At 40.7% G+C, this 25238-nt stretch carries 23 protein-coding genes; 14 read left to right on the top strand and 9 right to left on the bottom strand.

Annotated features, from left to right (window positions below; translation table 11 throughout):
• Positions 1–6: 6 nt before the first annotated feature.
• Genes ABWV55_RS05360 through ABWV55_RS05380 form a run of 5 tightly spaced genes read left to right on the top strand, consistent with a single transcriptional unit; the run spans position 7 to position 4977 of the window.
• The gene (locus ABWV55_RS05360) at positions 7–201 is read left to right on the top strand and encodes a hypothetical protein (RefSeq protein WP_353291142.1); all 195 of its coding nucleotides are present in this window, start codon (positions 7–9) and stop codon (positions 199–201) included.
• Positions 191–1147, top strand: a complete 957-nt coding sequence (locus ABWV55_RS05365) for a DnaJ C-terminal domain-containing protein (RefSeq protein ID WP_353291143.1) — start codon at positions 191–193, stop codon at positions 1145–1147. Before ABWV55_RS05360 ends, ABWV55_RS05365 begins: the two co-directional genes overlap by 11 nt.
• Before the next feature lie 39 nt (positions 1148–1186).
• Positions 1187–2188, top strand: a complete 1002-nt coding sequence (gene hemB / locus ABWV55_RS05370) for a porphobilinogen synthase (protein ID WP_353291144.1) — start codon at positions 1187–1189, stop codon at positions 2186–2188.
• A gap of 4 nt (positions 2189–2192) precedes the next feature.
• Entirely contained in the window at positions 2193–2573 is a 381-nt protein-coding gene (locus ABWV55_RS05375) for a VOC family protein (RefSeq protein WP_353291145.1), read from the top strand.
• Positions 2536–4977 carry an endonuclease MutS2 gene (locus ABWV55_RS05380; protein WP_353291146.1) on the top strand — a complete coding sequence of 814 codons (2442 nt, stop codon included), beginning with the start codon at positions 2536–2538 and terminating at the stop codon, positions 4975–4977. The genes ABWV55_RS05375 and ABWV55_RS05380 overlap by 38 nt, the downstream gene beginning before the upstream one ends.
• A gap of 90 nt (positions 4978–5067) precedes the next feature.
• On the opposite strand, the gene ABWV55_RS05385 is transcribed toward ABWV55_RS05380, so the two are convergent.
• Entirely contained in the window at positions 5068–6294 is a 1227-nt protein-coding gene (locus tag ABWV55_RS05385; RefSeq protein ID WP_353291147.1) for an ABC transporter ATP-binding protein, read from the bottom strand.
• A gap of 59 nt (positions 6295–6353) precedes the next feature.
• On the opposite strand from ABWV55_RS05385, the gene obgE reads away from it, so the two are divergent.
• A complete protein-coding gene (gene obgE, locus ABWV55_RS05390; RefSeq protein WP_353291148.1) occupies positions 6354–7343 on the top strand; it encodes a GTPase ObgE in 990 nt (329 codons plus the stop codon).
• Between the two features lie 248 nt (positions 7344–7591).
• On the opposite strand, the gene ABWV55_RS05395 is transcribed toward obgE, so the two are convergent.
• The 3 genes from ABWV55_RS05395 to ABWV55_RS05405 form a co-directional block, all read right to left on the bottom strand.
• On the bottom strand, positions 7592–7810 hold the full coding sequence (locus tag ABWV55_RS05395) for a CP12 domain-containing protein (RefSeq protein WP_353291149.1): 219 nt from the start codon (positions 7808–7810) through the stop codon (positions 7592–7594).
• Between the two features lie 1711 nt (positions 7811–9521).
• Positions 9522–10178, bottom strand: a complete 657-nt coding sequence (locus ABWV55_RS05400) for a DUF2301 domain-containing membrane protein (RefSeq protein WP_353292598.1) — start codon at positions 10176–10178, stop codon at positions 9522–9524.
• Positions 10178–11158, bottom strand: coding sequence for a glutathione S-transferase C-terminal domain-containing protein (locus tag ABWV55_RS05405; RefSeq protein WP_353292599.1), 981 nt, complete (start codon positions 11156–11158; stop codon positions 10178–10180). The genes ABWV55_RS05400 and ABWV55_RS05405 overlap by 1 nt, the downstream gene beginning before the upstream one ends.
• 91 nt (positions 11159–11249) lie before the next feature.
• Between ABWV55_RS05405 and ABWV55_RS05410 the strand changes: the two genes are divergently transcribed.
• Positions 11250–12161 (top strand): aspartoacylase, encoded by a 912-nt coding sequence (locus ABWV55_RS05410; protein ID WP_353292600.1) that lies wholly within the window; start codon positions 11250–11252, stop codon positions 12159–12161.
• A gap of 18 nt (positions 12162–12179) precedes the next feature.
• On the opposite strand, the gene ABWV55_RS05415 is transcribed toward ABWV55_RS05410, so the two are convergent.
• A complete protein-coding gene (locus tag ABWV55_RS05415; protein ID WP_353291150.1) occupies positions 12180–12509 on the bottom strand; it encodes a hypothetical protein in 330 nt (109 codons plus the stop codon).
• A 232-nt stretch (positions 12510–12741) separates the two neighbouring features.
• Between ABWV55_RS05415 and ABWV55_RS05420 the strand changes: the two genes are divergently transcribed.
• From ABWV55_RS05420 to ABWV55_RS05430, 3 genes are all read left to right on the top strand, one after another.
• On the top strand, positions 12742–12912 hold the full coding sequence (locus ABWV55_RS05420; RefSeq protein ID WP_353291151.1) for a hypothetical protein: 171 nt from the start codon (positions 12742–12744) through the stop codon (positions 12910–12912).
• Positions 12875–13954: a photosystem II q(b) protein gene (gene psbA / locus ABWV55_RS05425; RefSeq protein WP_353291152.1), complete on the top strand. Its 1080-nt coding sequence runs from the start codon at positions 12875–12877 to the stop codon at positions 13952–13954. Before ABWV55_RS05420 ends, psbA begins: the two co-directional genes overlap by 38 nt.
• Positions 13955–14168: 214 nt before the next feature.
• On the top strand, positions 14169–14360 hold the full coding sequence (locus ABWV55_RS05430) for a hypothetical protein (RefSeq protein WP_353291153.1): 192 nt from the start codon (positions 14169–14171) through the stop codon (positions 14358–14360).
• 2068 nt (positions 14361–16428) lie between these two features.
• On the opposite strand, the gene ABWV55_RS05435 is transcribed toward ABWV55_RS05430, so the two are convergent.
• Positions 16429–16698 (bottom strand): hypothetical protein, encoded by a 270-nt coding sequence (locus ABWV55_RS05435; protein ID WP_353292601.1) that lies wholly within the window; start codon positions 16696–16698, stop codon positions 16429–16431.
• A 202-nt stretch (positions 16699–16900) separates the two neighbouring features.
• Here ABWV55_RS05435 and ABWV55_RS05440 point away from each other — a divergent pair, with 202 nt between their 5' ends.
• From ABWV55_RS05440 to ABWV55_RS05450, 3 genes are all read left to right on the top strand, one after another.
• Positions 16901–17143 (top strand): hypothetical protein, encoded by a 243-nt coding sequence (locus tag ABWV55_RS05440; protein ID WP_353291154.1) that lies wholly within the window; start codon positions 16901–16903, stop codon positions 17141–17143.
• A 1179-nt stretch (positions 17144–18322) separates the two neighbouring features.
• Positions 18323–18997: an SDR family oxidoreductase gene (locus tag ABWV55_RS05445; RefSeq protein WP_353291155.1), complete on the top strand. Its 675-nt coding sequence runs from the start codon at positions 18323–18325 to the stop codon at positions 18995–18997.
• 90 nt (positions 18998–19087) lie between these two features.
• Positions 19088–19570 carry a DoxX family protein gene (locus ABWV55_RS05450; protein ID WP_353291156.1) on the top strand — a complete coding sequence of 161 codons (483 nt, stop codon included), beginning with the start codon at positions 19088–19090 and terminating at the stop codon, positions 19568–19570.
• A gap of 2195 nt (positions 19571–21765) precedes the next feature.
• On the opposite strand, the gene rpsU is transcribed toward ABWV55_RS05450, so the two are convergent.
• A complete protein-coding gene (rpsU, locus tag ABWV55_RS05455) occupies positions 21766–21942 on the bottom strand; it encodes a 30S ribosomal protein S21 (protein WP_009790002.1) in 177 nt (58 codons plus the stop codon).
• 1185 nt (positions 21943–23127) lie between these two features.
• Here rpsU and ABWV55_RS05460 point away from each other — a divergent pair.
• Positions 23128–23250, top strand: a complete 123-nt coding sequence (locus ABWV55_RS05460; RefSeq protein WP_353291157.1) for a hypothetical protein — start codon at positions 23128–23130, stop codon at positions 23248–23250.
• A gap of 310 nt (positions 23251–23560) precedes the next feature.
• On the opposite strand, the gene ABWV55_RS05465 is transcribed toward ABWV55_RS05460, so the two are convergent.
• Positions 23561–23773, bottom strand: a complete 213-nt coding sequence (locus ABWV55_RS05465) for a DUF1499 domain-containing protein (RefSeq protein WP_353292602.1) — start codon at positions 23771–23773, stop codon at positions 23561–23563.
• Positions 23774–24902: 1129 nt separating this feature from the next.
• Entirely contained in the window at positions 24903–25223 is a 321-nt protein-coding gene (locus ABWV55_RS05470) for a hypothetical protein (protein WP_353291158.1), read from the bottom strand.
• Positions 25224–25238: the final 15 nt, after the last annotated feature.

Here is a 25238-nt window from a genome sequence, read left to right on the forward strand (position 1 = left end):
ACAGGTATGACTCAGCAAGCAGAACTCACAGTTAGTTCTGAAACAACAGCCCACTCAACTAACGACTCTCATGCTGTCGTTATACGACTGATAGGAGCCCGGCTAGACGGAACCGTTCGGACTTCCCTCCATCACGGATTCGCGCTGATAGCGCAGCTGCGGAGAATATTAGGTTTAGGGGACGTGAATCATGGCAGGTAGCGGATACAAAGATTATTTCCAGGTGCTTGGCGTCGATCGTTCGGTTGACTCCGAGGGCGTAAAGCGAGCGTTTCGGAAGTTGGCACGTCAGTACCACCCCGATGTAAATCCTGGCAATCAAGCGGCTGAAGAGCGCTTTAAAGAGATCAGCGAGGCGTATGAAGTCTTGTCTGATTCAGACAAGCGTCGCCGTTATGAACAGTTTGGTCAATATTGGAACCAGGTGGGTGGGACAGGAGGTCGTGCCCCTGGTGTGGATGTTGATTTCGGTCGTTACGGTAACTTTGACGACTTCATTAATGACCTACTCGGCCGTTTCGGGGGTTCCGGAGGTACACCTGGATTTCAGGGTGGTGGATTTCCCGGGGTCGGATTCCCGCGTGGAGGTCAGGCAGCACGTTCGCCGGCGAATCTTGATGCTGAAGCCTCTGTGAGGATCACATTTACGGAGGCTTATCGGGGTGGAGAGCGTACGTTGTCAGTAAATAACGAGCGGGTTCAGGTTCGTATTCCGGCAGGTGTACGTGATGGATCGCGTCTACGTCTTAGAGGCAAAGGTAATCTGCAACCCGGGACAGGTCGCCGTGGCGACCTCTACCTCAGTCTTACGATCAAGCCACACGCGATCTGGCGCTTTGACGGAGATCAACTTTGCGCAAATTTACCAGTGAGTTTCGATGAACTGGCTCTTGGTGGGGTGGTTACCGTAATGACTCTGGATGGAGAGGTTCAGGTGTCTATTCCAGCGAGGACTCCCCCTGGCCGTAGTCTTCGACTAAAGAATAAAGGCTGGCCTCTCAAAAATGGCCGCGGCGATCTCCTGTTGACGCTCTCACTAGATATGCCCAAGTCATGGAATGCAAAAGAACAGCAGTTGCTGGAGCAGTTGCGACTGCAGCGTTCCACTAATCCTCGCCATGATTGGTTACGCTCCGCCACTCTTTGAGCAGCCAGCCGTACGATCGCTCACTCCTCTTTGGGTCTGATGGAGCTCACCTATCGCCCCCGCCGTTTGCGTCGTACACCGGCACTGCGCTCCATAGTGCGCGAACACGCTCTTTCTGTTACTGACTTCATTTATCCGCTCTTCGTTCATGAAGCTGATACAGTGGAGCCCGTTGATGCTATGCCCGGCACTAGCCGATGGAGCATTTCTGGACTTGTTAGTGAAGTACAGCGCGCCTGGGACTTGGGTGTGCGTTGTATCGTACTGTTTCCTAAGGTCCCCAAGGAGCTTAAAACCCAAGATGGTGCGGAATGCTTGAACGAGGATGGTTTGATCCCTCGAACGATTCGTCGAATTAAGCAGGCGGTTCCCCAAATGATCATTATGACGGACGTCGCCTTGGACCCTTATTCCTGCGATGGTCATGATGGAATCGTGAGTGAGGCTGGGATAATCCTTAATGATGAGACAGTTGAACAACTTTGCAGACAAGCTCTCGTTCAAGCTCGTGCTGGTGCTGATTTAATCGGCCCAAGTGACATGATGGATGGGCGAGTAGGTGCCATTCGCGAAGCCCTAGATAACGAGGGTTTCGCCCACGTTGGCATTCTTAGCTATACTGCTAAATATTCTTCAGCTTATTATGGCCCCTTTCGAGAGGCCCTTGACTCGGCACCTAGTCCTGAGATTTCCAAGCCGATTCCGGAGAACAAAGACACATATCAGATGGACCCAGCCAATGCTCGCGAGGCCATTGTCGAAGCTCGACTCGATGAACAAGAAGGTGCTGACATCATTATGGTGAAACCTGGCCTGGCTTATCTGGACATTATTCGTTGTCTTCGCGAAGAGTCCACGCTACCGATTGCAGCGTACAACGTGAGTGGTGAGTATTCAATGGTAAAGGCGGCGGCCGAACGGGGCTGGATTAATGAAAAAGCTGTGGTTTTGGAAACTTTGCTTAGCTTTAAACGAGCCGGTGCTGATTTGATTCTCACGTATCACGCTTGCGATGCAGCTGTTTGGTTAAAGGAGGACTGATTTAGTGCTTTCTGTCGATCGCCTTGGTCATGTAGCTATTCGCGTTGAGGATGTAGAGCGCGCGGTAACTTTTTATCAAGGACTAGGCATGCGATTAGTTTGGAAGGCTGATGACTGGTGTTATCTCGAAACAGAAAAAGGTCGTTATGGGCTCGCGTTGCTCGGACCAAAATACAAGGCAGCAGGCCCTCATTTTGCTTTTCACTTCCGTGATCGTGCCGAAGTCGATGCTGTCCACGATCGACTCATGGCACAGGGAGCTCACGTGGGTAGGGTGCACGATCACCGGGACGGGACTGCTTCATTTTACTTAAAGGACTCTGAAGGTAATTGGCTCGAAATGCTTTATGAACCCCCCGGTGGTATTCCCTCCAACTGCAGTTGACAGCGTAGATGGCTGGGATCGTCAGGCTTTCCTCGAAACCCTTGAATTATTGGAGTGGCATTTAGTTTGTGAGCATCTGGCTAGTTTTGCTAGCACGCGTATGGGCATCGAGGCGGCTCGGACAGCGCCCCTGCCATCTTCTTTAGCCATAACGTTGCGACGTCAGGCAGAGACAGCCGAAATAGCGGTGTTGGACGAACTCATAGAGGGCGGACTCAGCTTTCGAGGGATACAAGATTTAAAGCCAGTGCTTTCGCGCTGTAGTAAGGGTGGTGTGGCTGCCGGGGAGGAACTCTTGACGGTAGCGGAGACCCTGGCTGCCTCCAGGAGACTTCGCTATCAAATTGATGATCGTGAGTTACGCCCAGTGTGCTCGGCACTGGTTGAAGCGATGGTAACTCTGCCTGGTTTGGAACAACGACTGAAGTTCTCTCTGGAGGAGGGAGGCCGCGTTGCGGACCGAGCCAGCGCTTCTCTGGCCGCTTTACGTCAACGTCGGCATGTATTGCGCCAAGAGCGTCGAGACAAGCTTCAGGCTCTTTTAAACAGCTGCGCCTCATTCCTACAGGATTCGGTGATTGCGGAGCGTCAAAGTCGGCCAGTTTTAGCAGTTAAGGCTGGTGCAGTCGGCCAAGTGCCAGGACAAGTTCATGACAGTTCAGCATCAGGCAACACTGTGTTCATTGAGCCTCGCTCAGTGTTGAGTATCGGCAATCAATTAGTTGATTTGGAGGCACGGATTAACGAAGAAGAGCAGCGAGTTTTAGGTAAGCTGAGTGCATTAATCGCGGCAGATGAGTTAGTCCTCAAAACCCTTGTTGATAGTTTACTGACCCTGGATTTGGCTTTGGCTCGTGGGCGTTACGGTCGTTGGCTAGGTGGAACTTGCCCAAGGCTAGAAGACACACCAGACGCCCCATTCCAACTAAACAATCTACGCCATCCTTTACTGGTCTGGCAGCAAAAACGGTCCGGAGGTCCCGCAGTGGTGCCAATCAGCGTGGATGTGTCGTCATGGCTGAGAGTTGTGACGATTACTGGGCCGAACACCGGAGGGAAAAGTGTTAGCCTCAAGAGTGTGGGACTCGCAGCTCTTATGGCTAGAGCTGGGATGTTTCTTCCCTGTTCTGGCCAACCTTCATTGCCATGGTGTGCTCAAGTCTTAGCTGACATAGGCGACGAGCAATCTCTTCAGCAGAGTCTATCCACCTTCGGTGGCCATGTTAAGCGTATTAGTCGCATTTTGGAGGCGCTTCAATCTGGCCCGGCTCCTGCTTTGGTGCTTTTAGATGAAGTAGGCGCAGGAACCGACCCCAGCGAGGGTACTGCGCTGGCTACCGCTTTGCTCAAGGCTTTAGCCGATCGGGCCCGGCTCACCATTGCTACAACCCATTTTAATGAACTTAAGGCTCTTAAGTACAACGATACTCGTTTCGAGAATGCTTCAGTGGCATTCAATGCTGAGACTCTGTCTCCGACATACGAGCTCCTTTGGGGAATCCCCGGCCGTAGTAACGCTTTGGCCGTCGCTACGTGCTTAGGTCTTGATCCAATGGTCTTGGAGCAAGCGCGAGCTCTGTTGGCACCGACACCTGAGAGCGAGGTAAACTCAGTGATTCAAGGACTGGAAGAACAGCGTCAACGTCAGCAAACCGCAGCGGAAGACGCTGCAGCTCTTTTAGCTCGTACGGAGCTACTGCACGAGGAGTTGCTTTTGTGCTGGCACAAGCAAAAGCAGCAGACGGCCTTATATGAAGAGCAGGGACGCCAGCGCCTGGAGCACGCAATTCGTGAAGGACAAAAGGAAGTGCGTTCTCTGATCCGACGCTTACGGGATGACAGCGCTGATGGCGAAACAGCGCGACAAGTGGGTCAACGGTTACGCAAGATTGAAGGTTATTATCGTCCAAATCGTGAGAAAAGTACGTCGAGATCTGTCTGGCGTCCTAAAGTAGGAGATAGGATTAGGCTGCTTGCTTTGGGGAAAGCAGCGGAAGTTTTGTCTATGTCAGATAATGGTCTACAGCTTACAGTTCGTTGCGGTGTAATGCGGACAACCGTAGACATTGGCTTGGTCGAAAGCTTGGATGGTAGGAAGCCAGAACCGTTTCCACCGCCGGTAGTGAAGGTAAAGGCTCGTCCTCAAGCAGCAGGAGGAGCACAGGTTCGAACGACCCATAATACCCTGGATGTTCGCGGTATGCGTGTGCACGAGGCCGAGGCAAGCGTCGAAGAACGGCTTCGGAATGCCAATGGTCCAATTTGGGTTATTCATGGAATAGGTACAGGCAGGCTTAAGCGAGGATTACGGACCTGGCTGGGTACCGTCCCTTATGTAGAACGTGTGGTTGATGCTAGAAACGAGGATGGAGGTCCCGGTTGCAGCGTCATTTGGGTATATTGATCCTGACTCGAGCTTCCGAGTGACTGAAGGATTGATAAAGCAATTGTTCTGGTCCAATCGTTGATTCAATGTCCAATAACTTTTGCCGAACTACGGCATCTTTGACGGTCGAAGACTTGGTGCCACTGCTTGTCCTGGTAACGTAACTATATTGCCAGTCTTATCAAATAACCTCCACCCGCTAGGATCTGGGGATAGATGCAAAATTTGTCCAGAATGGACGGCTGAATCTAGCTGGGTACGTATTTGGATTAAATGATTGTCTTTAAGTAGACGACAAGTGATTACTTGTTCATTTCCTAGCGTTTCACAGTGGTTGATTTCCGCGGACAAGCTATGGCTTGTAGCAGGGACTAGTCTCCACCCCTCTGGTCTTAATCCCGCCGTTAGTGGCTTCCCTTTAAGAGTTGATAAGAAAGATGCCATCTGACCTTCAACTGGAATTTCTCTGTCGCCGAGAAGCAAAGTGGAATTGGGTCCTACACGAACGGGTAAAAGAGCCATCGGCGGGTCACCAATGAACTGGGCAACAAACAAATTCGATGGCCAGTTGTAGAGCTCCATCGGGGTGCCTAGTTGCTGGAGCTTGCCTTGGTTTAAAACCGCAATGCGGTGCCCCATAGTCATGGCTTCAGCCTGATCATGGGTGACGTAGATTGTAGTAGTGCCGAGCTCTCTCTGTAATTCAATTATGCGGGTGCGCGTGCTGTTGCGGAGTTTGGCGTCGAGGTTACTAAGCGGCTCATCCATTAAGAAAACTGCTGGCCTCCGCACCATGGCACGACCTAAAGCTACGCGCTGTTTTTGACCTCCAGATAGCTCCTTTGGTAGCCGGTTAAGCAGTGGACCCAACTCCAAAACCTCAGCTACTGCTTCAACTCGTTCTGCAATTAATCTTTCTCGATCTGACCTGATGTGGAGTGAACTTGGCAGCTGGCGAGTGACGCGACTGCACTGATCTTGCAGCTGTTGCAACAGGGAACGAGTTTGACTCCGGCGTAGTCCAAAGCTGAGATTGTCCCTCACACTGAGATGAGGGTAAAGCGCGTAGCTCTGAAATACCATAGCCACGTTTCGATGAGCGGGTCGCACAAGGTTGACGGGACGATCGCCGATCAGGATTTCACCAGAAGTTGGGCTGTCCAAGCCTGCCAGCAAACGCAACAGAGTGCTCTTTCCGCATCCCGAAGGTCCCAGTAAGACAAGGAATTCGCCATCCTTAATCTTGAAATTAAGCCGTCTTAATACCTCTATGGGTGCTTGTCCGCGTCGCCTAGGGTAGGTCTTGCTGAGAGCTTTAAGGTAGACGCTGGACAATCGAGTGTTGCACCTAGCTTTAAGCCTAGGATCGGAGGCTAAATCTGAATCATGCTGCCGTGCAGTTTATTGATCAGGCGCGCGTCTCGGCGCGGGGTGGCCGCGGTGGTGATGGTATCATTAGCTTCCTCAGGGAGAAGTACGCTCCTAATGGGGGCCCTTCAGGGGGGAACGGCGGACATGGCGGACATGTGGTGTTGGAAGCAGATGGCAATTTACAAACTTTGTTAGATTTCAAATATAAACGTTTGTTTGCAGCAAACGACGGCCGAAGAGGGGGTCCGAATAAGCGCACCGGACCATCTGGGCGTGAACTAGTTGTAAAGGTGCCCTGTGGGACAGAAGTGCGTCATTTCACCACCGGTATTCTCCTGGGGGACCTTATTAACTCAGGGGCTAGGCTGACCGTAGCTTACGGGGGGCGCGGTGGCCTGGGCAACGCGCATTACTTGAGCAATCGTAACCGTAGCCCAAAGACATTCACTAAAGGTCATGATGGGGAAGAATGGCTCCTGCAGCTGGAGTTAAAACTACTGGCCGAAGTAGGAATTATTGGATTGCCTAATGCTGGTAAAAGTACGCTAATCGCTGTAATATCGGCAGCTCGTCCCAAAATAGCAGATTATCCTTTTACCACTCTCATCCCTAACTTGGGTGTAGTAAGACGTCCCAGTGGTGATGGCACCGTTTTTGCAGATATCCCAGGTTTAATTGCTGGTGCTGCTCAAGGTGCGGGCCTCGGTCACGATTTCCTCCGACATATCGAAAGAACGCGCCTGCTAATTCATCTCGTGGATGCTGGTTCTGATGATCCCGTCGAGGATCTGCGAGTGGTTGAACGAGAGTTAAAGGCATATGGACATGAACTGCTTAACAAGCCGAGACTGCTTGTATTGAGCAAAAAAGAACTCCTTCAAGAGAGTGATCTACTGAGAGTTTCAGCTGACCTTGAATCGGCCAGTAAGCGTCCTGTTCAGGGTATCTCAGCAGCAATTGGGGCAAATCTTAGCGGTCTACTTGACAGCGTTTGGAGTGAACTCGGGGTCTAGTCATGAATTCAATGTCTCAAGTTGACCATATAACACTGAAGTTGGCAACATTATCCTCGAATAGTTGCTAATTTTAGTCTCAGATACTAAACAAATAGAACTTTATTTGTGAAATCGGCTTGATGGTATGACGCAAAATGTCTAATCACGCAGACTCTTTTTCAAAAATCAGGGACTGCTAACCGAACTACGGAAATAAATACAGCCCCTTAAAACGCAGTTTTGGTTTCTAAGTTCTTACTGAACGCTCAATCATCATAAACCCGGCACTCATCAGCATCAGGATTTGCGTCGCAGTAGAGCTCTAGTGAGGTCGGGTCGTGCTTATCTTCAGGATTATGCTCTTTGTACTCCTCGAGTGATTTTAACTCTTCGGTGAGGTGGCGGAGCTTCGCGCCATCGCCAGTGGCCTTGGCTGCTTCGATTTCGGACTGATCCTTCTGAATGTGCTCGTCGATGGATTTCATAGATTTAATTTTTGGCCTTGGGGGACTTTAATCGGGCTTACCCGGTTTTTTGCGTTGCTTTCTTGAAGCCATGACCTTCTGAAAAAAGTAAGGTCAGCTGCTAGAATAGCCTGACCGGTAAGTATCGGCAATTCGGTTGATACAGGTTCGATGACAGTCATGTTTATACTATTTTCGAAAAGACATTCCTCTACAGTAAAACTTTCTTATTTTAGATTACGGTAGTTCTTTTATCAGGCTGGTTCGATTTTGTATTTCACTTGCTTGGCTGCCTTAGCTAACACCTTGGTGGGTGGGGCCTGTCAACAATTCTTCTAAGAGTAAGTTTCCGCTTCAATAGTACCATAACTTGGCGATCTTTCTGATTCTAGTGCTATCATCTTTAATGAATTCGTTCAATTAAGCAAGTAGTCTATACAAGTTTATTAAGAAATTCCTTAGAATATTAGGTTTCTTAGTAATCAGTTTAACAAAATACGACTTTGACTTGGAGTAAACAGGAAGCATTTAAAAGCTCTCGAATGGCTACCTAATTACTTCTCAATGCAATCGAGTTTTGCTTTAAAGAAATTAATTACTTTAGGCTTTATTCACTTATCTCGGTTAAACACCTTGATCTTTTGGTTAGAAGAATCGGTCTGCACAGCTTTCCCCAATCTAAACGCAACTTACTCTTAATTAACCTAATGTCGTCTGTCGATGTCCATTGATAAACTTAATAAAGTATACTTTTTGCTTTTGTTGAGGTTAAGAATCAAATGTTAGCGTGATATTCTAAGCTCAATTCACAAAAAATCAAGCCTTCCATATAAAACAAGCTGTCAGCAGTGTTTATCGGTTGCGATGCTGAGAATTTTTCTTAAAAATTCGTTTGTTTGGTTAGGATATTTAAAACGGCTATTTCAAGTTTTTTAGTCTGATTTAGTTTTTTCGCCAGCAAACAAACATATCTTCCTAGTTTTTTGAAATTAAATTTCTTGTACTGTTCGCTTTACCAAAGCCAAATAAACTGTTACAATGTACCTAAAAATTTTGCAGCTGCAGTTTTAAGTCAAGTCTTTTTTCTCCCCTGTATTCTAGGATTTTGCTATAGTTGTTTTGCCTACATATGAGTTCGATCGCTATCTATTTTTATTATCTGACAGCTTATATAACCGAATATATAATGATTAACCTCCTAAAATAAGGCTACCCTGGTTGTCAGTCTCTAGGATTCTCTCTTTCTGGTCTGATTTCGCAACCACCTTGTAATTGCAGCATAGTTTGTAAGTTTATTTATATAAGGGTACATCTGGATGAGATGTGAGTTTTGTAATCAATCTGTCAGTATATTGTCGATACTTAATTTATTAGGTTTTTATCTCAATAAGGCTTTATCATTTATTAAAGCGGTAATTATACATTATTTACAACACTAAAGAAATAGTGAAAATAATACTTAACTCTACCTTTACAGTGCTTACTTCAGAATTGTCGCTCTTGATGTAACCCATGCAGTTGTCCTAGCTAACTTACTAGTTTAATGCAAAATCTAGGAGAACAACACTGTTCGTTCTTTTCACAAGAATCGGTTTCCAGAGAGCAACTTTGGCAACGTGGATCTCCTAGGGTTATTTGAAACGATTAATTTGAGACGTTTTTACTCACTAATATTGTGAGGTAAAAGTTGACTAACAAGATTGGATTTAGACGTCGAAGTTTTTTGAATCACTCATATAGGTTGGTCGGATTTGCTATGTGCCCGCGATGTGCCAGCCCTTAGATAAGCAAACACACTTTTGTCTCCCACATCTGTAGATGCTTCCATGCCAAACTTGCGAAGAGCTAACAACACCATTAAAGCCCCTGCTGTTAGAAGAAAGCCGGCACATAACTTGATACTTACCATTCCCACGAGTCGCCCTAGGAGAGCAATGGGCAAAAGCAGAGTAAGACCGATGGCTTCTGGTCGTCGGAAGCAGAAAAATTCTTTAAAGCCAACACCCGCTAACGCTGCAAAAAAGGGGCCGATTACCAGTATCCACGACGGTCGAACAGTCAGAGCGGCAAGCGCCTCGCTTGGCCCGACTCGCAATAAAAGTGCTCCCCAGCCGAGAGATCCCAATAGCCAAAGTAACTTGAGAGTATTGTGTAAAGGTTGCATATAAATATGAATCCACTGTAGAGCCATGCCGAGCCCAGTGATGAGCGGTAACAGCCATAACCACGCCCAGTGATTTCCAAATTGCCACCAGTGCACAAGTCCACTTGTCATGGCCAGACCCGCCACTAATAGGGCAACGCGGTATCGCTGCACTTCCTGTCGATCTGCCGCAGTGATCGTATAGGGGCCATAAGTGCCTTCAAACTGGGGGTCAGGCATGGACATCACCTTGGAATATGTGGAATATGACTATTAACCAATGTGGTCAGTTCCGGTCCAGTTGGGACAATTCCACTTGGGTTCAGCGGAAACAAAGCACCAAAGTAATCATGCCTCCAGGCCTTATCATTACAACTTGCCTGAACTCCTGGTTGCTTATAGAAGCGAAGGCGCCAATCCCAGAGTTGTGGAAACTGCCAAAGAGAGCGACGACTGCAACCAAATAGCGGGGCATAAACCATCTCCCATCTAATCAAAGTAGGGAATAAACGGATATCCGCCAACGTGAGCTGTTCCCCACAAAGCCATGGACCAGACCGCACCAGGCTTGCCTCAACGTGTTCGAGAGCCTCGAAAAGCGCTGTTTCGGCTAGATCGTATGCAGCTTGATTGCGAGCGAAACCGCAGCGGTACACCCCATCATTCACAGATGATTGCAACAGGTTTTGCCAGTTTTGAATACCCTCCTGAAACTGTGGCGGAGCGAGATCAAGGTCCTCTGTTGCGGTAGGCCAGCGGTTAAGCACTTCTACGAGTTGGGCACTTTCATTACCAAGAATTTTTGGTTGCATTGGATCCACTAGCACCGGCACAGTTGCTCGACGAGAGTGAATTGCCCCGCAGCGTTGATAGAGTTCGAGCAAGCTATCGCAGCCTAACCAAGGCGGATCGAGTTGCCATCTTCCGGCACTATGATCCGCTTGGGCTACGATTAGATTGAGGCTATTCTTAAGACCACGCATCTGATAGACAAGCCAAGCACGGTGAGCCCATGGGCAGCTGTGGCTGACAATTAAGCAGGGACGTTGGTCAGTTTTACGAAACTCAAGGTCTGGAGGATTTGGCAGTTCAGCTTGAAGGTAGTCACTGCTAGGTCTACGATAATTGCCCTCGGCGTCAGCGGGGCCAAGACCGTCCATCAGCTGCTGCCATTGCCAATGCCAACCGGCCCTGGCTGCCATTACAACGACAGGTGGAATCGCCATAAATCCGTCGCCAGCGTAATGACTGTGGTTGTGACAGGCCAACGTTACCTTGGCTCTGTGCTTCAGTCAGGCAAAAACCCTCCCACACCCTATGGCCACCTGTGATGTCCTAATTGTTGCAGGGACCCATGGTAATGAGATCAATGCCCCTTGGTTGCTCGAACAATGGGCTCACCAGCCTGATTTGATAGATAAGGCTGGGCTTTCTGTTAGACCGTTAATTGGGAATCCTCAGGCGCGAGCCTCAATGCGTCGCTACATTGATCGCGATCTCAACCGAAGCTTTAAAACGGATCTTCTTCAACAGCAAGGCGGAGATGTGGAGATGCAACGGGCACAATATTTGCTCGCTTCGCACGGGCCGAGTGGAATTGAGCCTTGCGCAATAGCTCTTGATTTGCATAGCACCACTGCAGCGATGGGAAGTGCTCTTATTCTCTATGGACGTCGGGCTGCTGATTTAGCCCTGGCAGCTTTAGTTCAAGCAGCCTTAGGGCTACCAGTTTACTTACACGAAGCAGACTCTTCTCAAACAGGTTTTCTAGTTGAATGCTGGCCTTGCGGTCTCGTGATTGAGGTGGGACCTGTACCGCAGGGGGTTCTTGAGGCCCGTATCGTGCGCCAAACCCGACTAGCGCTTGAAACATGCTTGGCAGCTCTTGCTGGAGTGCGTTCCGGTGTAGCCCGTCTCCCAAAACACCTAGTGGTCCATCGACATCTCGGTAGCTGTGACCTACCCAGAGCAGAAGCTGATCAACCACAGGCTCTACTGCATCATCGACTTCAAGGCAAGAACTGGGTTCCCCTGACGCGAGCATCCCCGGTCTTTGAGACAGCCGACGGGATGAGTATGCAGAGCAAAATCCTCGAAGATCAACAGATTCCCGTCTTTATTAATGAAGCGGCCTACGCTGAGAAGCGTATTGCATTTTCGCTAACAAATCGGGAGGTGTGGGCTGTTAAGACCAACTGGCTGCAGCGACTGGCAGAGATTCTGAAGTAAACAGCTCCCTGCCAGTGGCTAACCACAAGCCCAAATTCCGTTTCCCTCTTGACTACAGGTCAGATTACTAGTTTGCCCATCACCCCAATACAACCGAAGTCGATCATCTTTGGTGCCCATTCTAAGTGTGAGAGAGCGCAATGGTCCAGTCGGTGTTTTGCTGTCTGGAGGGATGGCGGATCTTCCTATGTCGTTGAGCTGATGTTCAAGCTGGTTCACCCTCAGCTCAAGCCGTTCTAACATTGCTTTAAATCCTCTGTTACCGTTTGATTGAGGGGTTGACTGAGAGCAACCTGACAAAGAAACTGCTACTGCAACAAACCAGCTAAGTCGCGAAAACCGGGCCACCTAATTCACCTAGAGCTGATCTCAGCCTCGCAATTGGATCAGTCGTTGACCAGTATCTCTCTGTGGATAAGCCACTACTTGTTCCACTCTTAACTGCCTATACTGAGGAATAATAGAGCACAGACAAATTTAAAATAATTTCTCGAAAGCACAGCTCAAAGCACGGTTGGCGTACTAGAACCGCGTCAAAATCCAGCTTTTGAAATCTTAAGTCTTTCTGAATCGCCCAGTTATGACGGGACTTTCGGATCCCAAGCTCACAAAGCGTATTGCCAAACAACGCAATATTGCTTTACAGTCGCCTTGGGCAGGGCTTCCTGTCCCTTCCCTAAACCGTCCTTTCGAGGACACTTCTTTCCGTTCTCATGACCACAACCATCCAGCAGCGCTCCAGCGCTTCTAGTTGGCAGTCTTTCTGTGAGTGGGTCACTTCCACCAATAACCGTCTGTATGTCGGTTGGTTTGGTGTACTGATGATCCCAACTCTGTTGGCTGCCACCATTTGTTTTGTCATCGCTTTTGTTGCCGCACCTCCGGTTGACATCGATGGCATCCGTGAGCCTGTCGCTGGCTCTTTGATGTACGGCAACAACATCATCTCCGGTGCTGTTGTTCCTTCCAGTAACGCCATCGGCCTGCACTTCTATCCCATTTGGGAAGCAGCCTCACTCGACGAGTGGCTGTACAACGGCGGTCCTTTCCAGCTCGTTGTTTTCCACTTCCTTATCGGCATTTACGCCTATATGGGACGTGAGTGGGAACTGTCCTACCGCTTGGGTATGCGCCCCTGGATCTGTGTTGCTTACAGCGCTCCTGTCGCTGCTGCTTCCGCAGTGTTCCTGGTCTACCCCTTCGGTCAGGGTTCATTCTCAGATGCAATGCCCCTGGGCATTTCTGGAACTTTCAACTACATGTTGGTGTTCCAAGCAGAGCACAACATTCTGATGCACCCCTTCCATATGTTGGGTGTTGCAGGTGTTTTCGGCGGTAGCTTGTTCTCCGCAATGCACGGATCACTGGTGACTTCCTCCTTGGTGCGTGAAACGACCGAAAGCGAGTCCCAGAACTACGGCTATAAATTCGGCCAAGAGGAAGAGACTTACAACATCGTTGCTGCTCACGGCTACTTCGGTCGTCTGATCTTCCAGTACGCATCTTTCAATAACAGCCGCAGCCTTCACTTCTTCCTGGCTGCTTGGCCCGTTGTTGGCATCTGGTTCACCGCTCTTGGCGTGTCAACCATGGCCTTCAACCTGAATGGTTTCAACTTCAACCAGTCCATTCTTGATGGTCAAGGTCGTCTCTTGAATACTTGGGCCGATGTGTTGAATCGTGCCGGTCTTGGCATGGAAGTAATGCACGAGCGCAACGCTCACAACTTCCCTCTGGATCTAGCAGCTGCCGAATCCACTCCTGTGGCTCTGCAGGCACCTGCAATTGGTTGATCTAAAGTCAATGTAGACAGCCCGGTTTCGATTAACCGAATCACCCGAAACCTCCCAAACCTCCGTCTTCTGACGGAGGTTTTTTTACTTTTCTACTCTGTTTCCTTTATCAATCTTTACCCTTGATTAATTCTTGTGATTAGACACTATAGTATCATAGAGACTTATGATTCACTTTTAGTTTAAGGCGTCTTTAAGATGGGACAATTAATGCATGAACGAACCTCTTCCTAGATTGCAATTTGATTTAGATATTGATGCTATTCGTCTTTTGCATCGATCAGTAAATTTCTATTTGGAAAGGTGGCCTGGTGGGCCGGATCCTCAAGAGCAAGAAGCGCTACAACGAATGAAAATTCTGCTTACAGCTGCGTTATTAGAATGTTCTTTTGAACAAGATGGATAACATTAAACAACAAACTCAAAGTAAAATAATTATTTATTAGTAACCTTGGCATATAAATCAAGCTTCTATTTATGTTAGGCTTATAAATTAAAAAACATATCTTGAATTTTATTAAATAATTTTAATATTAAAAATCAGCTAAATATTATTGAGATAATAATAAAAAGTTTTTACGTCAACAAACTTTTATACTGAATTATTCAGAATTAATTAGTTTATACTAACTTAATTATTTTATTACTTGTACTATAAAAAATTAGATTAGTATATATGTTGACTAAGTTATATCTTATCTTAAGAAAATTGTTAGTTGTTTAATCAAGTATTTATCACCATACTCTAAGTGCTTAAGCATTATTATGTACTTTTATAGCGCAATTATTTATAATTAGACTCAAAATCCGTCAGCCAGATTTAATCTTTTAAATTAGATATATAATCATTTTATTAAGAATTAAATTCTTTATCTGATTTTTATCTTTTATCTTTTTAAATCAGTCTAATTTCCTAGCTGATTATTTTTATAATTAGACTATTAAAGTCTTTGTTTATATTAAGTATCTTTTGTACAGCTAAAATAATAGGTGTTTTAGAGTGCTTAATGTCTTAATAAATTAATTTTTTTAATTAATCAAATATTCAATTTATTGTTCATTAATTTTTCAGTAAAATTAGATGTATCTAGTTATCGAGTTATCTAGTTATTTTATATTTAATAGTTATCTTATAAATATAGGCTAGGAAGAAGCCTTTTGAGCACTAGCTAACTTTGTAATCTAGTTTACATCAGTCAAATTAATTCATTAATATGATTTTTTACTATCTATTCTTATATGTTAATTTTACAAATCTTAAGGAATAGAGTAGCGATATTTTTTACTACATCAAATTTTCTGACTAACAATCAAATTTAAAATATAATAGACAATATCTATTAAACGATTTAGATAATCTATTGGAGTAATTATTAAATTTAATATTTTTAATACTATTAAAAATATTAAAAGCAAATCTAAGTTTAAATTTTTGACTATAGTTTAATAATTAAACTAATATTAGTCTAAGTTTATTGTCATTTTATATTCTTATATAAGGTTCAATTAATTATTAAAATTCTAACAAAAAACTTAATTCTGTATAGTAAAAGCTAGAATTAATTTTAATTAGAGTTTTATTTTCTTGATATATATAAATAATAACTGTTAATTTTCTATGATCAAGTCAACTTATTTAAAGTTATTTTTATATAACAATTAAATTAGACCATATATTTTATTAACTAAATTTTTTAGTAAGTGCTAAAAATAAGTCTTGCTAATATAAATATTATTTTAATAATACAAAAATAAGTAAATCCTGAATATTAATTATCTAACTCATAAAACTATGTAATAGTTTTATCTTATTTACAAATTAAATCTCTTAAGTTAAATGTAATTACAAACGCTATATTATTAACTCTAATAATGTAGTATTACTCAAATGTAATTATTTATATGATTAAAAAACTAGACCTTAGCACAAATTACTAGATGCTAGTAGTTAATTTTATTAATAGAAATAAGGAAATATTATCCTATTGTTTTTTAGTTAAAAAAGCCTTTCGATTGAAGCCAAAATCCAATAGCTATTAGGGGCCCACAGCTTGCTACTAATAGTGTGATTTTTAAACGAAGTGACGATACCTGTTTTCGATTTTCGCGTAAGGGCACGGAGCATTTGTTCACTAGATAAACTTAAGGATAAGGATATTGCCATTCAGTTACAACCCAAGTAAGTGCTCAAATATGAAAGCTTTTGCTAAAATAAGTATTTCATAATCTACGCAGCGCAAGTACCTAGAAATGATCATTTTATCCCTTTATGGTTGCTAGTCAGCCACTAATATCTAAAAACGACAACATAAATCAATTTATAAGTGTTATTGCTGATAATTAGTTCTAGGATCAATTCTACTCTAACTTACAGATTTATCTGGGTGTGACTATTGCTATCTACTCAAATAATCTGCTTAACAGATTTATCCGAATCCGTCAATATCTCAACAGATTAATTATAATCATTGCTTTTACAGTTCATATTCTTCTTCAAAATTTTTAATAAGCTCTTGATAAGAAGATAGCAAGCTTTCGGTTTCTCTGCAAAACCCGTCGGTAGTGTATTTAGCCACGAGATTCACTACAACCGAACGTATATGAATGAAAGCACTCATATACTCTTCTTGGATCTCCTCATCGCGAATGTCGTTGATCAGGGCACTGATCAATTCGATTTTCCGTTTGGCTGCGGTCATATCCGCTTCCATCTCTTTGCTCAGTTTGCGGCGCTTTTTTGGCATCATTTATTCCCTGTACCAGTAAGATTAAAGGAGCATCTGATCGTTCGGGCCTTATGAACAAATTTAACTTGGTGGACCGTTCTAAGAAACAAGAACACTTCTAGAACTTGAGTTAACTATCTTCTTCAAAAGAGCATGGCAAGTAAAAACGTACCGCAGGTTTCCTAGTCTTCAAAAAGTCTTGACACTGGCATACGCCCCCATGAACTCAATTTTCCGACGAATCGCTTATGTATCTGTTTGCGTTACAGCTTGGGGAGTAGTTGCTTCTCTTATGGATTGGATGCTCCTTGCCGGAGGTGTGTACACAGAGGGCACTCTTGGTCAAGCATTCACATTCATGATTTATGGAGCCACTGCCGTAGTCTTAGGGATTCGATTCTCAAGCCGATTTTTAAAAGATATCGATTCTAAATTAGATCAAAAAATTTCGAGCGAAGAGTGATGTCTATAAAAATAAAACTAGGATTTTGAAAACTTATTTGTGATCTCCGTGTACACGAGAAATAGACACTGAGATGTCTTTTCAAAAAGAAAACATATCTAATATACTGCCCTATGGCTCAAACTTTAAAGCCTTAACATGCTCCTATCAGAGCAAGATACGAGTGGATATCAGCATACGTCTGATTCAAATCTAAGCTTTTAGACTATTTACAAAGTTATAAATAGTTAAATATCAAAGCTTTTTAATAACTCCAATAAAAATTAACTATTTTATCTTTACTTAACTAATATGTAGCATAAATTTGCACGGGCTTTTAGCAAAGTTGTTATATCTTTATTTTAGAGATTTTTCTAACAAAAGTTTATTTGAATGCCATTACCTATTAGATTAAGTGATAGCTAGTAAAGAGTCGGGTTATATTATAAAGAATCACAATTAATCTGACTATAAGAAATCAAAGTTTCTTATTAAGCTCGAACAATCGATTAAATATGGCAGCATTAATTTAGGTTCATATTAAATCGAAAGAATTAGCTAAATAGAAATTCTTGGGTTTATAATATTATTAATTTGAAATTGCTATAAACTTTTACTCTTTATAATCAAAGACAAGAAGCTATTGCTTAACACATTTAACGCAGCTGAGCTTAAACTCAGGGTGTACAGATAATTAATACATGTGTCAAACCACTTTGATAAAAAGCGTAATGTATTTTATACTAAGCACAAGGCCTATCCAAGATAGAAAAATAGTTGTTATCAAGTAAATTCTATTCGAAAAAGCATAAGTTAAATTAGTTACATTCAAAGTTTTTAGATCGCTTATCAAATTAACAATAATTACATTAAAAAGTATAAAACTCAAGGATTTTTGATACTATCTTGAAGAGATTAGAGATGTTTGAGCGGCCAATTATAGTTATATTTATTGAAAAATAAACTTTTATATTGACTAGGGTTATTTTACAATAATTAATGGGTATTCTTAATGAGATTGAGATAGGTCTTTACAATCCCATTTTACTGTAACAGAAATGTTGCATGATTTACATGGTTTTTTGTTCCTATGTTTGTTAAACATGTACAATCTAAATGAACGAAAATATCTTGTTTGCTATTATTAAGTAAGCTAATTCAGTAGACTTAACAGATCTACTGTGGCTTTGGGGTCAAGTTATGACAGGTATCGTTGCCGTTAGCGGAGCATCAGGGAAGACTGGATATCGAGCAGCTGAAGAGCTACTGATAGCAGGATTTCAGCCAAGATTGTTACTCCGTGATAAATCGACTCTACCCCCATCTCTTTTAAACTGTGATCAGGTTCGCTTCAACCTGGGTGACTCTAAAGCACTTGACCAAGCCTTGATCGGGACCGAGGCCCTGATTATCGCTACTGGTGCTCGCCCCTCAATTGACCTCAGCGGGCCTATGCGTGTGGACGCATGGGGGGTTCAGCGCCAAATCAATAGTTGTCGACGTGTTGGTGTGAATCGAGTAGTGCTAGTTAGTTCCCTGTGTGCTGGCCGTTGGCGACATCCACTCAACTTGTTTGGCCTAATCCTCGTGTGGAAAAGGATTGGTGAACGGGCGCTTGAGCGCAGTGGATTGGAATGGACAGTAATTCGTCCTGGTGGGCTATCGGAACGAGATTGCAATCTAGATACAGAGGGAATTTACTGGAGCCGAGCTGATCAACAGGAAAGTAACTCTATTCCGCGTCGACTTGTAGCACAGTGTTGTGTAGAGGCCCTTAAAACACCTACATCTATTGGTCGGATTATTGAAGTTACCAGTAATAAAAGCCTTCCTTCAGTATCAATGGCTGAAGCGCTTGATCAACTGTACTCTTGAGTATAAATACTGATTTTCTAATAGAGTAGTGCAGCAAGCCCACGTAGCTTTATAAAACTTTTTTAAACTAAATAGAAGTTAACCAAATTTATGATTCGCTCTATTCTTACCCGTCCTTATCTATCCAATTTCGGGCTTTTACTACTTAGAGTGTTCACGGGTACACTTTTAATCCATCATGGATACGAAAAGTTAATCAATATCGAAAACTTTGCAGACGCGTTTGTTCGCCCCTTACATCTTCCATTTCCAGTTCTATTAGCATATATTGCAGCATTTTCAGAGATTATTGGTAGTTGGTTTTTAATCACTGGCTTGTTCACACGGTTAGGGGCATTAGCTATAGCTGGAACAATTACCGTTGCTATCTATCATGCAATTGCCACGGCTGGATTTAATATTTACTTACTAGAACTTTTAGGCCTTTATCTTGCTGCAGCTATATCTGTATTAGCCTGTGGTCCAGGCCTATTCTCAGTCGATGAGCTAATTGTTCGATGGCTTGAAACAAACCCCAAATTGCTTACCCGTCTTTCTAGTAATTTTTCAAAATCTTCAACAATATTAAAATAAATATTCATAATTTATTGATTTAGCTATAGCTTCCCTAATTATGAATAAAAATTCTAAATTTTTCGTTTACAAACTCATATAAGATCATAATTTAACTCATGATACTCATAGCTAACATAAACATTTTTGTGTATTTCTTAGAGTAAAGACTGTCTAATTGACTATTATAGTGAGTTCGAAAGATTCAGTCTTTTAAACTAGATGGAGACTCATTAAATTCCAGATATTAATTATTTTTTACTAAAGTATTTAAAGCTGACGGCAGAAGTAAATGTCCATACTATTAATAGTTATTATTAATTACGTTTAACTTTTTACTCACTCAGATCTATTTACATCATTTAAATTATTATTTGCTTCTTGATATGTAACAATCGCACACTTGCTCTTGAGGTCTTGACGTTATTAGTAGACTTGCGGATAAGAATATTATTTGTTTCCTTCTCTTCGAAATGAAAGAAATCAGCATGCTTGAAATGATTGGGCGCTCCTTAGCCAAGATTGCTGTTGGTGCAGGAATTGCAGCATTTTTAATTTGGTTGATTTATATAATGCTAGATTTTGGCCATATGCAGTCTGGCTTCACTTTACCTCGATCTACATACTGATTCTTAACACATTAAAACGGCACTACGCTCATTTTTTTATCGCTAATAGACATTGTGAATAACTTAGATATGATCTATCCAGCTCTTAAGATCATAAGAAATAATACTAACAAATTTCTTTCTTTAATTAGACTGAATTTTTATTTAAATCTGTAAAGTATTCTTGGATAAAAGTTCTAAATATATCTTAATTATCTGCTCTTAGGTGTATTACTTTTTTAGTATATTGCCATAATAAAGTACAATTCTATTGTTAATAATTTTAAATTTTTCTGAAAACATGTTATTCGATTTCTCCTCCCTCGTACAGGCTATTAGCTCTCAATATAGGCCAAACCACACTAGTTACAGGTTTTGGGGCTTAGTAGCAATTGACTTTAGGTAGTATTATTAATTAACCGCCTAATTATCATTTCATTTTTTACTGTTAATAAGTTGACTTGATTACAATTTTAATCTTAATGAAAAATAGCTAAATAAAGCCTAGAATAACTAAATGCAGATATTATTTTTGTAGCATCAACCTTAACTATTCCAAATATTTAGTAGAAGTTTAAAGGTTATCTTCTAAGTTAAAGCTGAAAATTAACTACTAATCTGATCTTGATATTTAAAACAAGCTGAATAAAATATATCTTAACAAGATTCAATCCTTATCTTATCTAATTTAGATTATATTAAAGTCTTTTTTAAACAAATAATAATATTATTATGATCTGCACGAATGCTAATGCTTAAAATAGTAAATGGTCTTAGAAATATTATTTTAAATCTATATTTTAAAAGAGTTAAAAAACTCATTTTAAGCGATAAAGCCTATGTACTTTATTTATTTGAATGATTTTTTGCTTAATTAATTTACTAGATTGATAACAATATTTAAGCTGTTAACTTTATATTAGGCTGAAAAATAAATTCAGTTTATAGTTATTCTTTGTGTTTTAAAGCTAATTCTATTGCAATTTCTAAAGAACTAACTTCTTAAGAGCAATTAAATATCTCTAGTTACTAACTTTCCATTACAAAATTTTAGCAAACAAAATTCAAGTTAAACTAATCATGACAGAGTACTAAATTTTACAATTAAACTCTCAAAATTGTCAAGTTTTTGAGAGTTTTTGTAACTGTATCTGTGTTGGGTATTGGACTGGGTATAAGAAATATATTTTTACAGAAAAAGATTAATTCAATGTCTGTTTTTAAAGATTTTGTCTTTGCGTAGAAGCGTAAGCTACTGCCCCTACCCCGCCAGCCACGACTGTAAGAATACCTGTACTGATGAGACCACCTATTAAGATAATAAATCCGATCAAAGAACCTAAAATCGACATTTTAACACGAAGAAGGTTAGATTTTATCAGCATGGCAGTTAATAGAACGACTGTTAGTTTGAGGCTAATAATCTTAGCTGCACTGATGTAACAGAATGGTTTGAATAAAAACATTAGGGAAGGCTAAAAAAGCATTGACTTTAGTAAAGCAAAACCAGCTTGCGTGGGGTAGCTGAGCGAAATTTTACTCTTGCAACAGAGTTGAAAATTAGTTTCATAGAGTAGAATCCCCAATCTTGTTTGGGTTACCTTGAATTTAGCGACGACGATTACGAGAACGTTGCTTCAACTTACGCTTGTACTTCTCGACGGGAGTTTCATGATGGCGGATGCGACGAAGGTCTGAAAAAATGCCAGCTTTAGCAACAGAACGTTTGAAACGCCGTAAAGCTGATTCAATACCCTCATTTTCACCAACTGTGACCTGACTCATCCATCTGTTCTCCAAAACAAAACAAGAACCCACTTTATCAGTCTTCTTGTCACCACTGCTTTTTGTGGGATGAGTAGACTTGTCTATGGCTGTAGCTAACGACTCGACTAGACAAGATAAGTTTGGGACATGTCCAGTCTCTATGTGGGAAGAAATTTCCTTTCTGCTAATGACTAAATATAAAACCGGCTAATTTGACCGATTTACTAATTTAATTTCAATTGCATGCCTCTTACTATAGCCACTGTTTATAAAATATGATTTCCCATTTTAATCTTTCTCAACTATTTTTTGCTAACTCTTAAGGATTTAAAAAAATTAAGCGCTGTCCTATAACTCTAGCCTGATACTATACGTTCTACTCGATGGAGAACTGGCTTACGCTACCATCCATTTTATATAAATAATTTCGTTTATACTTCCAGTAATTTGCATTATAGAATTGCTATATGGCATTTTGTAGCTAGATTCTAGTCAGCTACACTGGTCCTCATCTACATTGCCCATATCCTTATGAATTTGGGCAGTCTTATAATGATGTTTGGGCTTTGTAGAAAGACAAAGAAATAACCTCCCTCAGGTATTTTTCTGAGTTATAGGAGTTAGACAAGGCTTACCTGTATGACCTACTATCTAATTTTTTTGGGAAGTACACAGCAATTAGGGAAAATTGACTGTGCATATTGAGATATGCTTGATACTAAGTATTTTGTATCGTCGGCAAGTCAATCAACGGTTTTTTAGCTTCAGGAACAAATCGAATACAGACTAGGGAGATGCAATACCTTGTTGGCCATTGTATGAATTATACTCGTCTATTTCGTAAAGAAAGTTTATAGAGTATGAGATAAAACTCAAATCTCTTGCAATGAGTTTTAAAAAGCATGAAGAAGTCATCACATCAATGCGTTTGAATCAAGTCTGTTCTGTTAAAATTTACTGACAATAATACTTAATACATAATGCTTAAAAACATATCTAAGAAAATCAACAGTTTTAATGAGTAATTTTACTCATTAAAAGCAAATTGTATCTACCACGACTTTTTGTAACGTCATGTGAATTATCTTTGTGTAGTCTTGCGACAACATTATGACAACCTTTGTAGTTGCCACCGTATTCATTTCCTTTCTTACAATCGTAACGGATACATTGCCCGGCAAAGACTATCCTAATCCTAATTGAATGGAAACTAAACTTCTAGCTCTTCTAGCATTTGGTGCTGCTATTACAACTCTTTGGGCTTGGTTACTTGCTAATCTCCCGCAGACAGTACCGGACCAAGATAAACCGAATAGTCGTCATTAGTTTTATGCAGGGTAAAAGTACTTTCTTGAATAAGAGTTTTACATAGATTGTGTAAAATTTTATCCTCTAGTATAGACGTTTACGCAGCAATCTTAGAAACACTAACAGAACTAAATTATTTTTACCTTAAGTAAGATTCTATAATTTCAGCAAAACAAAATATACATTATTTATAACTAATATTAAGTTAATAGGTCTATATGCTAATGTACTATTGACACAATGAGAATTAAATTTATCATATTAACTTTTATTCTTGTAAAACTTGCGATTATTATTTAAAATGAGCCTAAAATCTCTATCATTACAATTAATAAACAATAAGCATTTTTAATGCTCGAATTCTCATTATGTTAATTTCGAAACCTGAATAATTAAAATGCAACATAGATTCAACTTGAATTACTTTGGTTGAGATATCAGCTAATAGTTTCAAGTTATTAACAAATCTGAATAATTTATTATTTATTCTGACATAAATATAATTTTTATCTTTATAAGTAAAATTTGCATATAGAGTAATTTACTTACAATAATTAAAATTTAGAAATTTACTCAAGAACTTAAATTATTCTAGATCTGATTAGAGCAACAGATAAAGTTTAGCTATAAGCTAAGTTAGCTATTATGAATGCTTAAATCGATAAATATAAAGTTTAACTCAATAAAACAATATCTACATTAAAGTAATTAGTATTGTAAATATTGAGGAAATTTAGTACATTCGTATTTATTATACTTTAAGGCTATTTAAATATAAGCGTTGTAGATAAAACAATTAAGTTAATTTAAATTGTTTTTAAATTACGAAAAGTAACTAAGTGTACACACTGATGATATTATTATCCAAGTAAAAGAATTATAGATATATTAAAATTAGTTAATTTTAATCTTTACCGTTCATAGTTAAAATATAAGTATTATAATACCGTATACTAGCCTTTCCTGTGACCTGTCAAATACGTATTTAGTATAAATAAACTGACGATACCTTTCTAGGTTAATTTTATTAAGATAGTTCTAATATTTAGCAAAATTTAATTGTCTAGATTAGTATTCTTTACAAGAAATCGTATCTAAAATATAAATCTTAGTCAAACAGTTAAATCTTTAAAATATTTTATTTTTGAAGTTATTTGTTATTAGTTGATCTAGCACATATCTTTAATTTTAATTAAAAGGTTTTAATACCATATAATTAAACTAATAAACAATTATGTTTATTGGTTTAATTTTTAAGTAAAGTTTAAGAATACATCAAAGAATCAATGTTATTGTATATCAATCTAAATCCCTAAAGTTAAAATTATGGCTGTTAATATAGTGTTTCAGCAGTAAGATTACTTAACTACTAAACATAATGCCACATATAAAAATATACGTTAAGACTATAGTATTTCATGCTATTTGCTCGATTTATTACTCTATGTTTTAAGGTTAATAAATTTTTAGAATAATAAAATACCACTAATTCACAGCTCTTGCAATTTATTTAAGTTAACTTAAGATCAGATTTAAGTTCTTATTTCAAAGAAATTACTTAGTATTTTATTCATCTCTCTAGGCTGAATATTTAAGAAATTTAGGTTTAGACTAACACATAGAAAAATAATCTTGTACTATAGGAATTAGAATGCCAAGAGTGTATAGGACTAGAACATTGACATCGCTTTAATCTTAGCAAGTTTTTTAGGATTTAATCCTTTTATTTCTTCTAGAGTAATCAATTGCCGTTTTAGTAAATCAGCCAGTGTAAACAGAATATTATTATAGTCAAACTCTGATCTACCTTCAAATATATGTCTCTCAGTGCTAAGAAAATCATGTAACGTCCATACTGATTCATCAGTATCAAGAGTTGAGCATTTCGATTGAAGAGTTGAAATCAATAATTTAATTGAACGCTGTTTTCCTATATTAAATACGTGGCGAGCAACTTGTTCTTCCTGTGATGTCCAGTCAGCGGGCGTCATGAAATGATGTGGGAA

The sequence above is a fragment of the Synechococcus sp. M16CYN genome (assembly GCF_040371545.1).
In the GTDB taxonomy this organism is placed as follows: domain Bacteria; phylum Cyanobacteriota; class Cyanobacteriia; order PCC-6307; family Cyanobiaceae; genus Parasynechococcus.

Coding starts and splice junctions, on each gene's coding strand:
- ABWV55_RS05360 (WP_353291142.1), top strand. CDS start 7: ATGACTCAGCAAGCAGAACTCACAGTTAGTTCTGAAACAACAGCCCAC.
- ABWV55_RS05365 (WP_353291143.1), top strand. CDS start 191: ATGGCAGGTAGCGGATACAAAGATTATTTCCAGGTGCTTGGCGTCGAT.
- hemB (WP_353291144.1), top strand. CDS start 1,187: ATGGAGCTCACCTATCGCCCCCGCCGTTTGCGTCGTACACCGGCACTG.
- ABWV55_RS05380 (WP_353291146.1), top strand. CDS start 2,536: ATGAACCCCCCGGTGGTATTCCCTCCAACTGCAGTTGACAGCGTAGAT.
- ABWV55_RS05395 (WP_353291149.1), bottom strand. CDS start 7,810: ATGAAATCCATCGACGAGCACATTCAGAAGGATCAGTCCGAAATCGAA.
- ABWV55_RS05400 (WP_353292598.1), bottom strand. CDS start 10,178: ATGTCCATGCCTGACCCCCAGTTTGAAGGCACTTATGGCCCCTATACG.
- ABWV55_RS05405 (WP_353292599.1), bottom strand. CDS start 11,158: ATGGCGATTCCACCTGTCGTTGTAATGGCAGCCAGGGCCGGTTGGCAT.
- ABWV55_RS05410 (WP_353292600.1), top strand. CDS start 11,250: ATGGCCACCTGTGATGTCCTAATTGTTGCAGGGACCCATGGTAATGAG.
- ABWV55_RS05420 (WP_353291151.1), top strand. CDS start 12,742: ATGACGGGACTTTCGGATCCCAAGCTCACAAAGCGTATTGCCAAACAA.
- psbA (WP_353291152.1), top strand. CDS start 12,875: ATGACCACAACCATCCAGCAGCGCTCCAGCGCTTCTAGTTGGCAGTCT.
- ABWV55_RS05430 (WP_353291153.1), top strand. CDS start 14,169: ATGAACGAACCTCTTCCTAGATTGCAATTTGATTTAGATATTGATGCT.
- ABWV55_RS05435 (WP_353292601.1), bottom strand. CDS start 16,698: ATGCCAAAAAAGCGCCGCAAACTGAGCAAAGAGATGGAAGCGGATATG.
- ABWV55_RS05440 (WP_353291154.1), top strand. CDS start 16,901: ATGAACTCAATTTTCCGACGAATCGCTTATGTATCTGTTTGCGTTACA.
- ABWV55_RS05445 (WP_353291155.1), top strand. CDS start 18,323: ATGACAGGTATCGTTGCCGTTAGCGGAGCATCAGGGAAGACTGGATAT.
- ABWV55_RS05450 (WP_353291156.1), top strand. CDS start 19,088: ATGATTCGCTCTATTCTTACCCGTCCTTATCTATCCAATTTCGGGCTT.
- rpsU (WP_009790002.1), bottom strand. CDS start 21,942: ATGAGTCAGGTCACAGTTGGTGAAAATGAGGGTATTGAATCAGCTTTA.
- ABWV55_RS05460 (WP_353291157.1), top strand. CDS start 23,128: ATGGAAACTAAACTTCTAGCTCTTCTAGCATTTGGTGCTGCTATTACA.
- ABWV55_RS05470 (WP_353291158.1), bottom strand. CDS start 25,223: ATGACGCCCGCTGACTGGACATCACAGGAAGAACAAGTTGCTCGCCAC.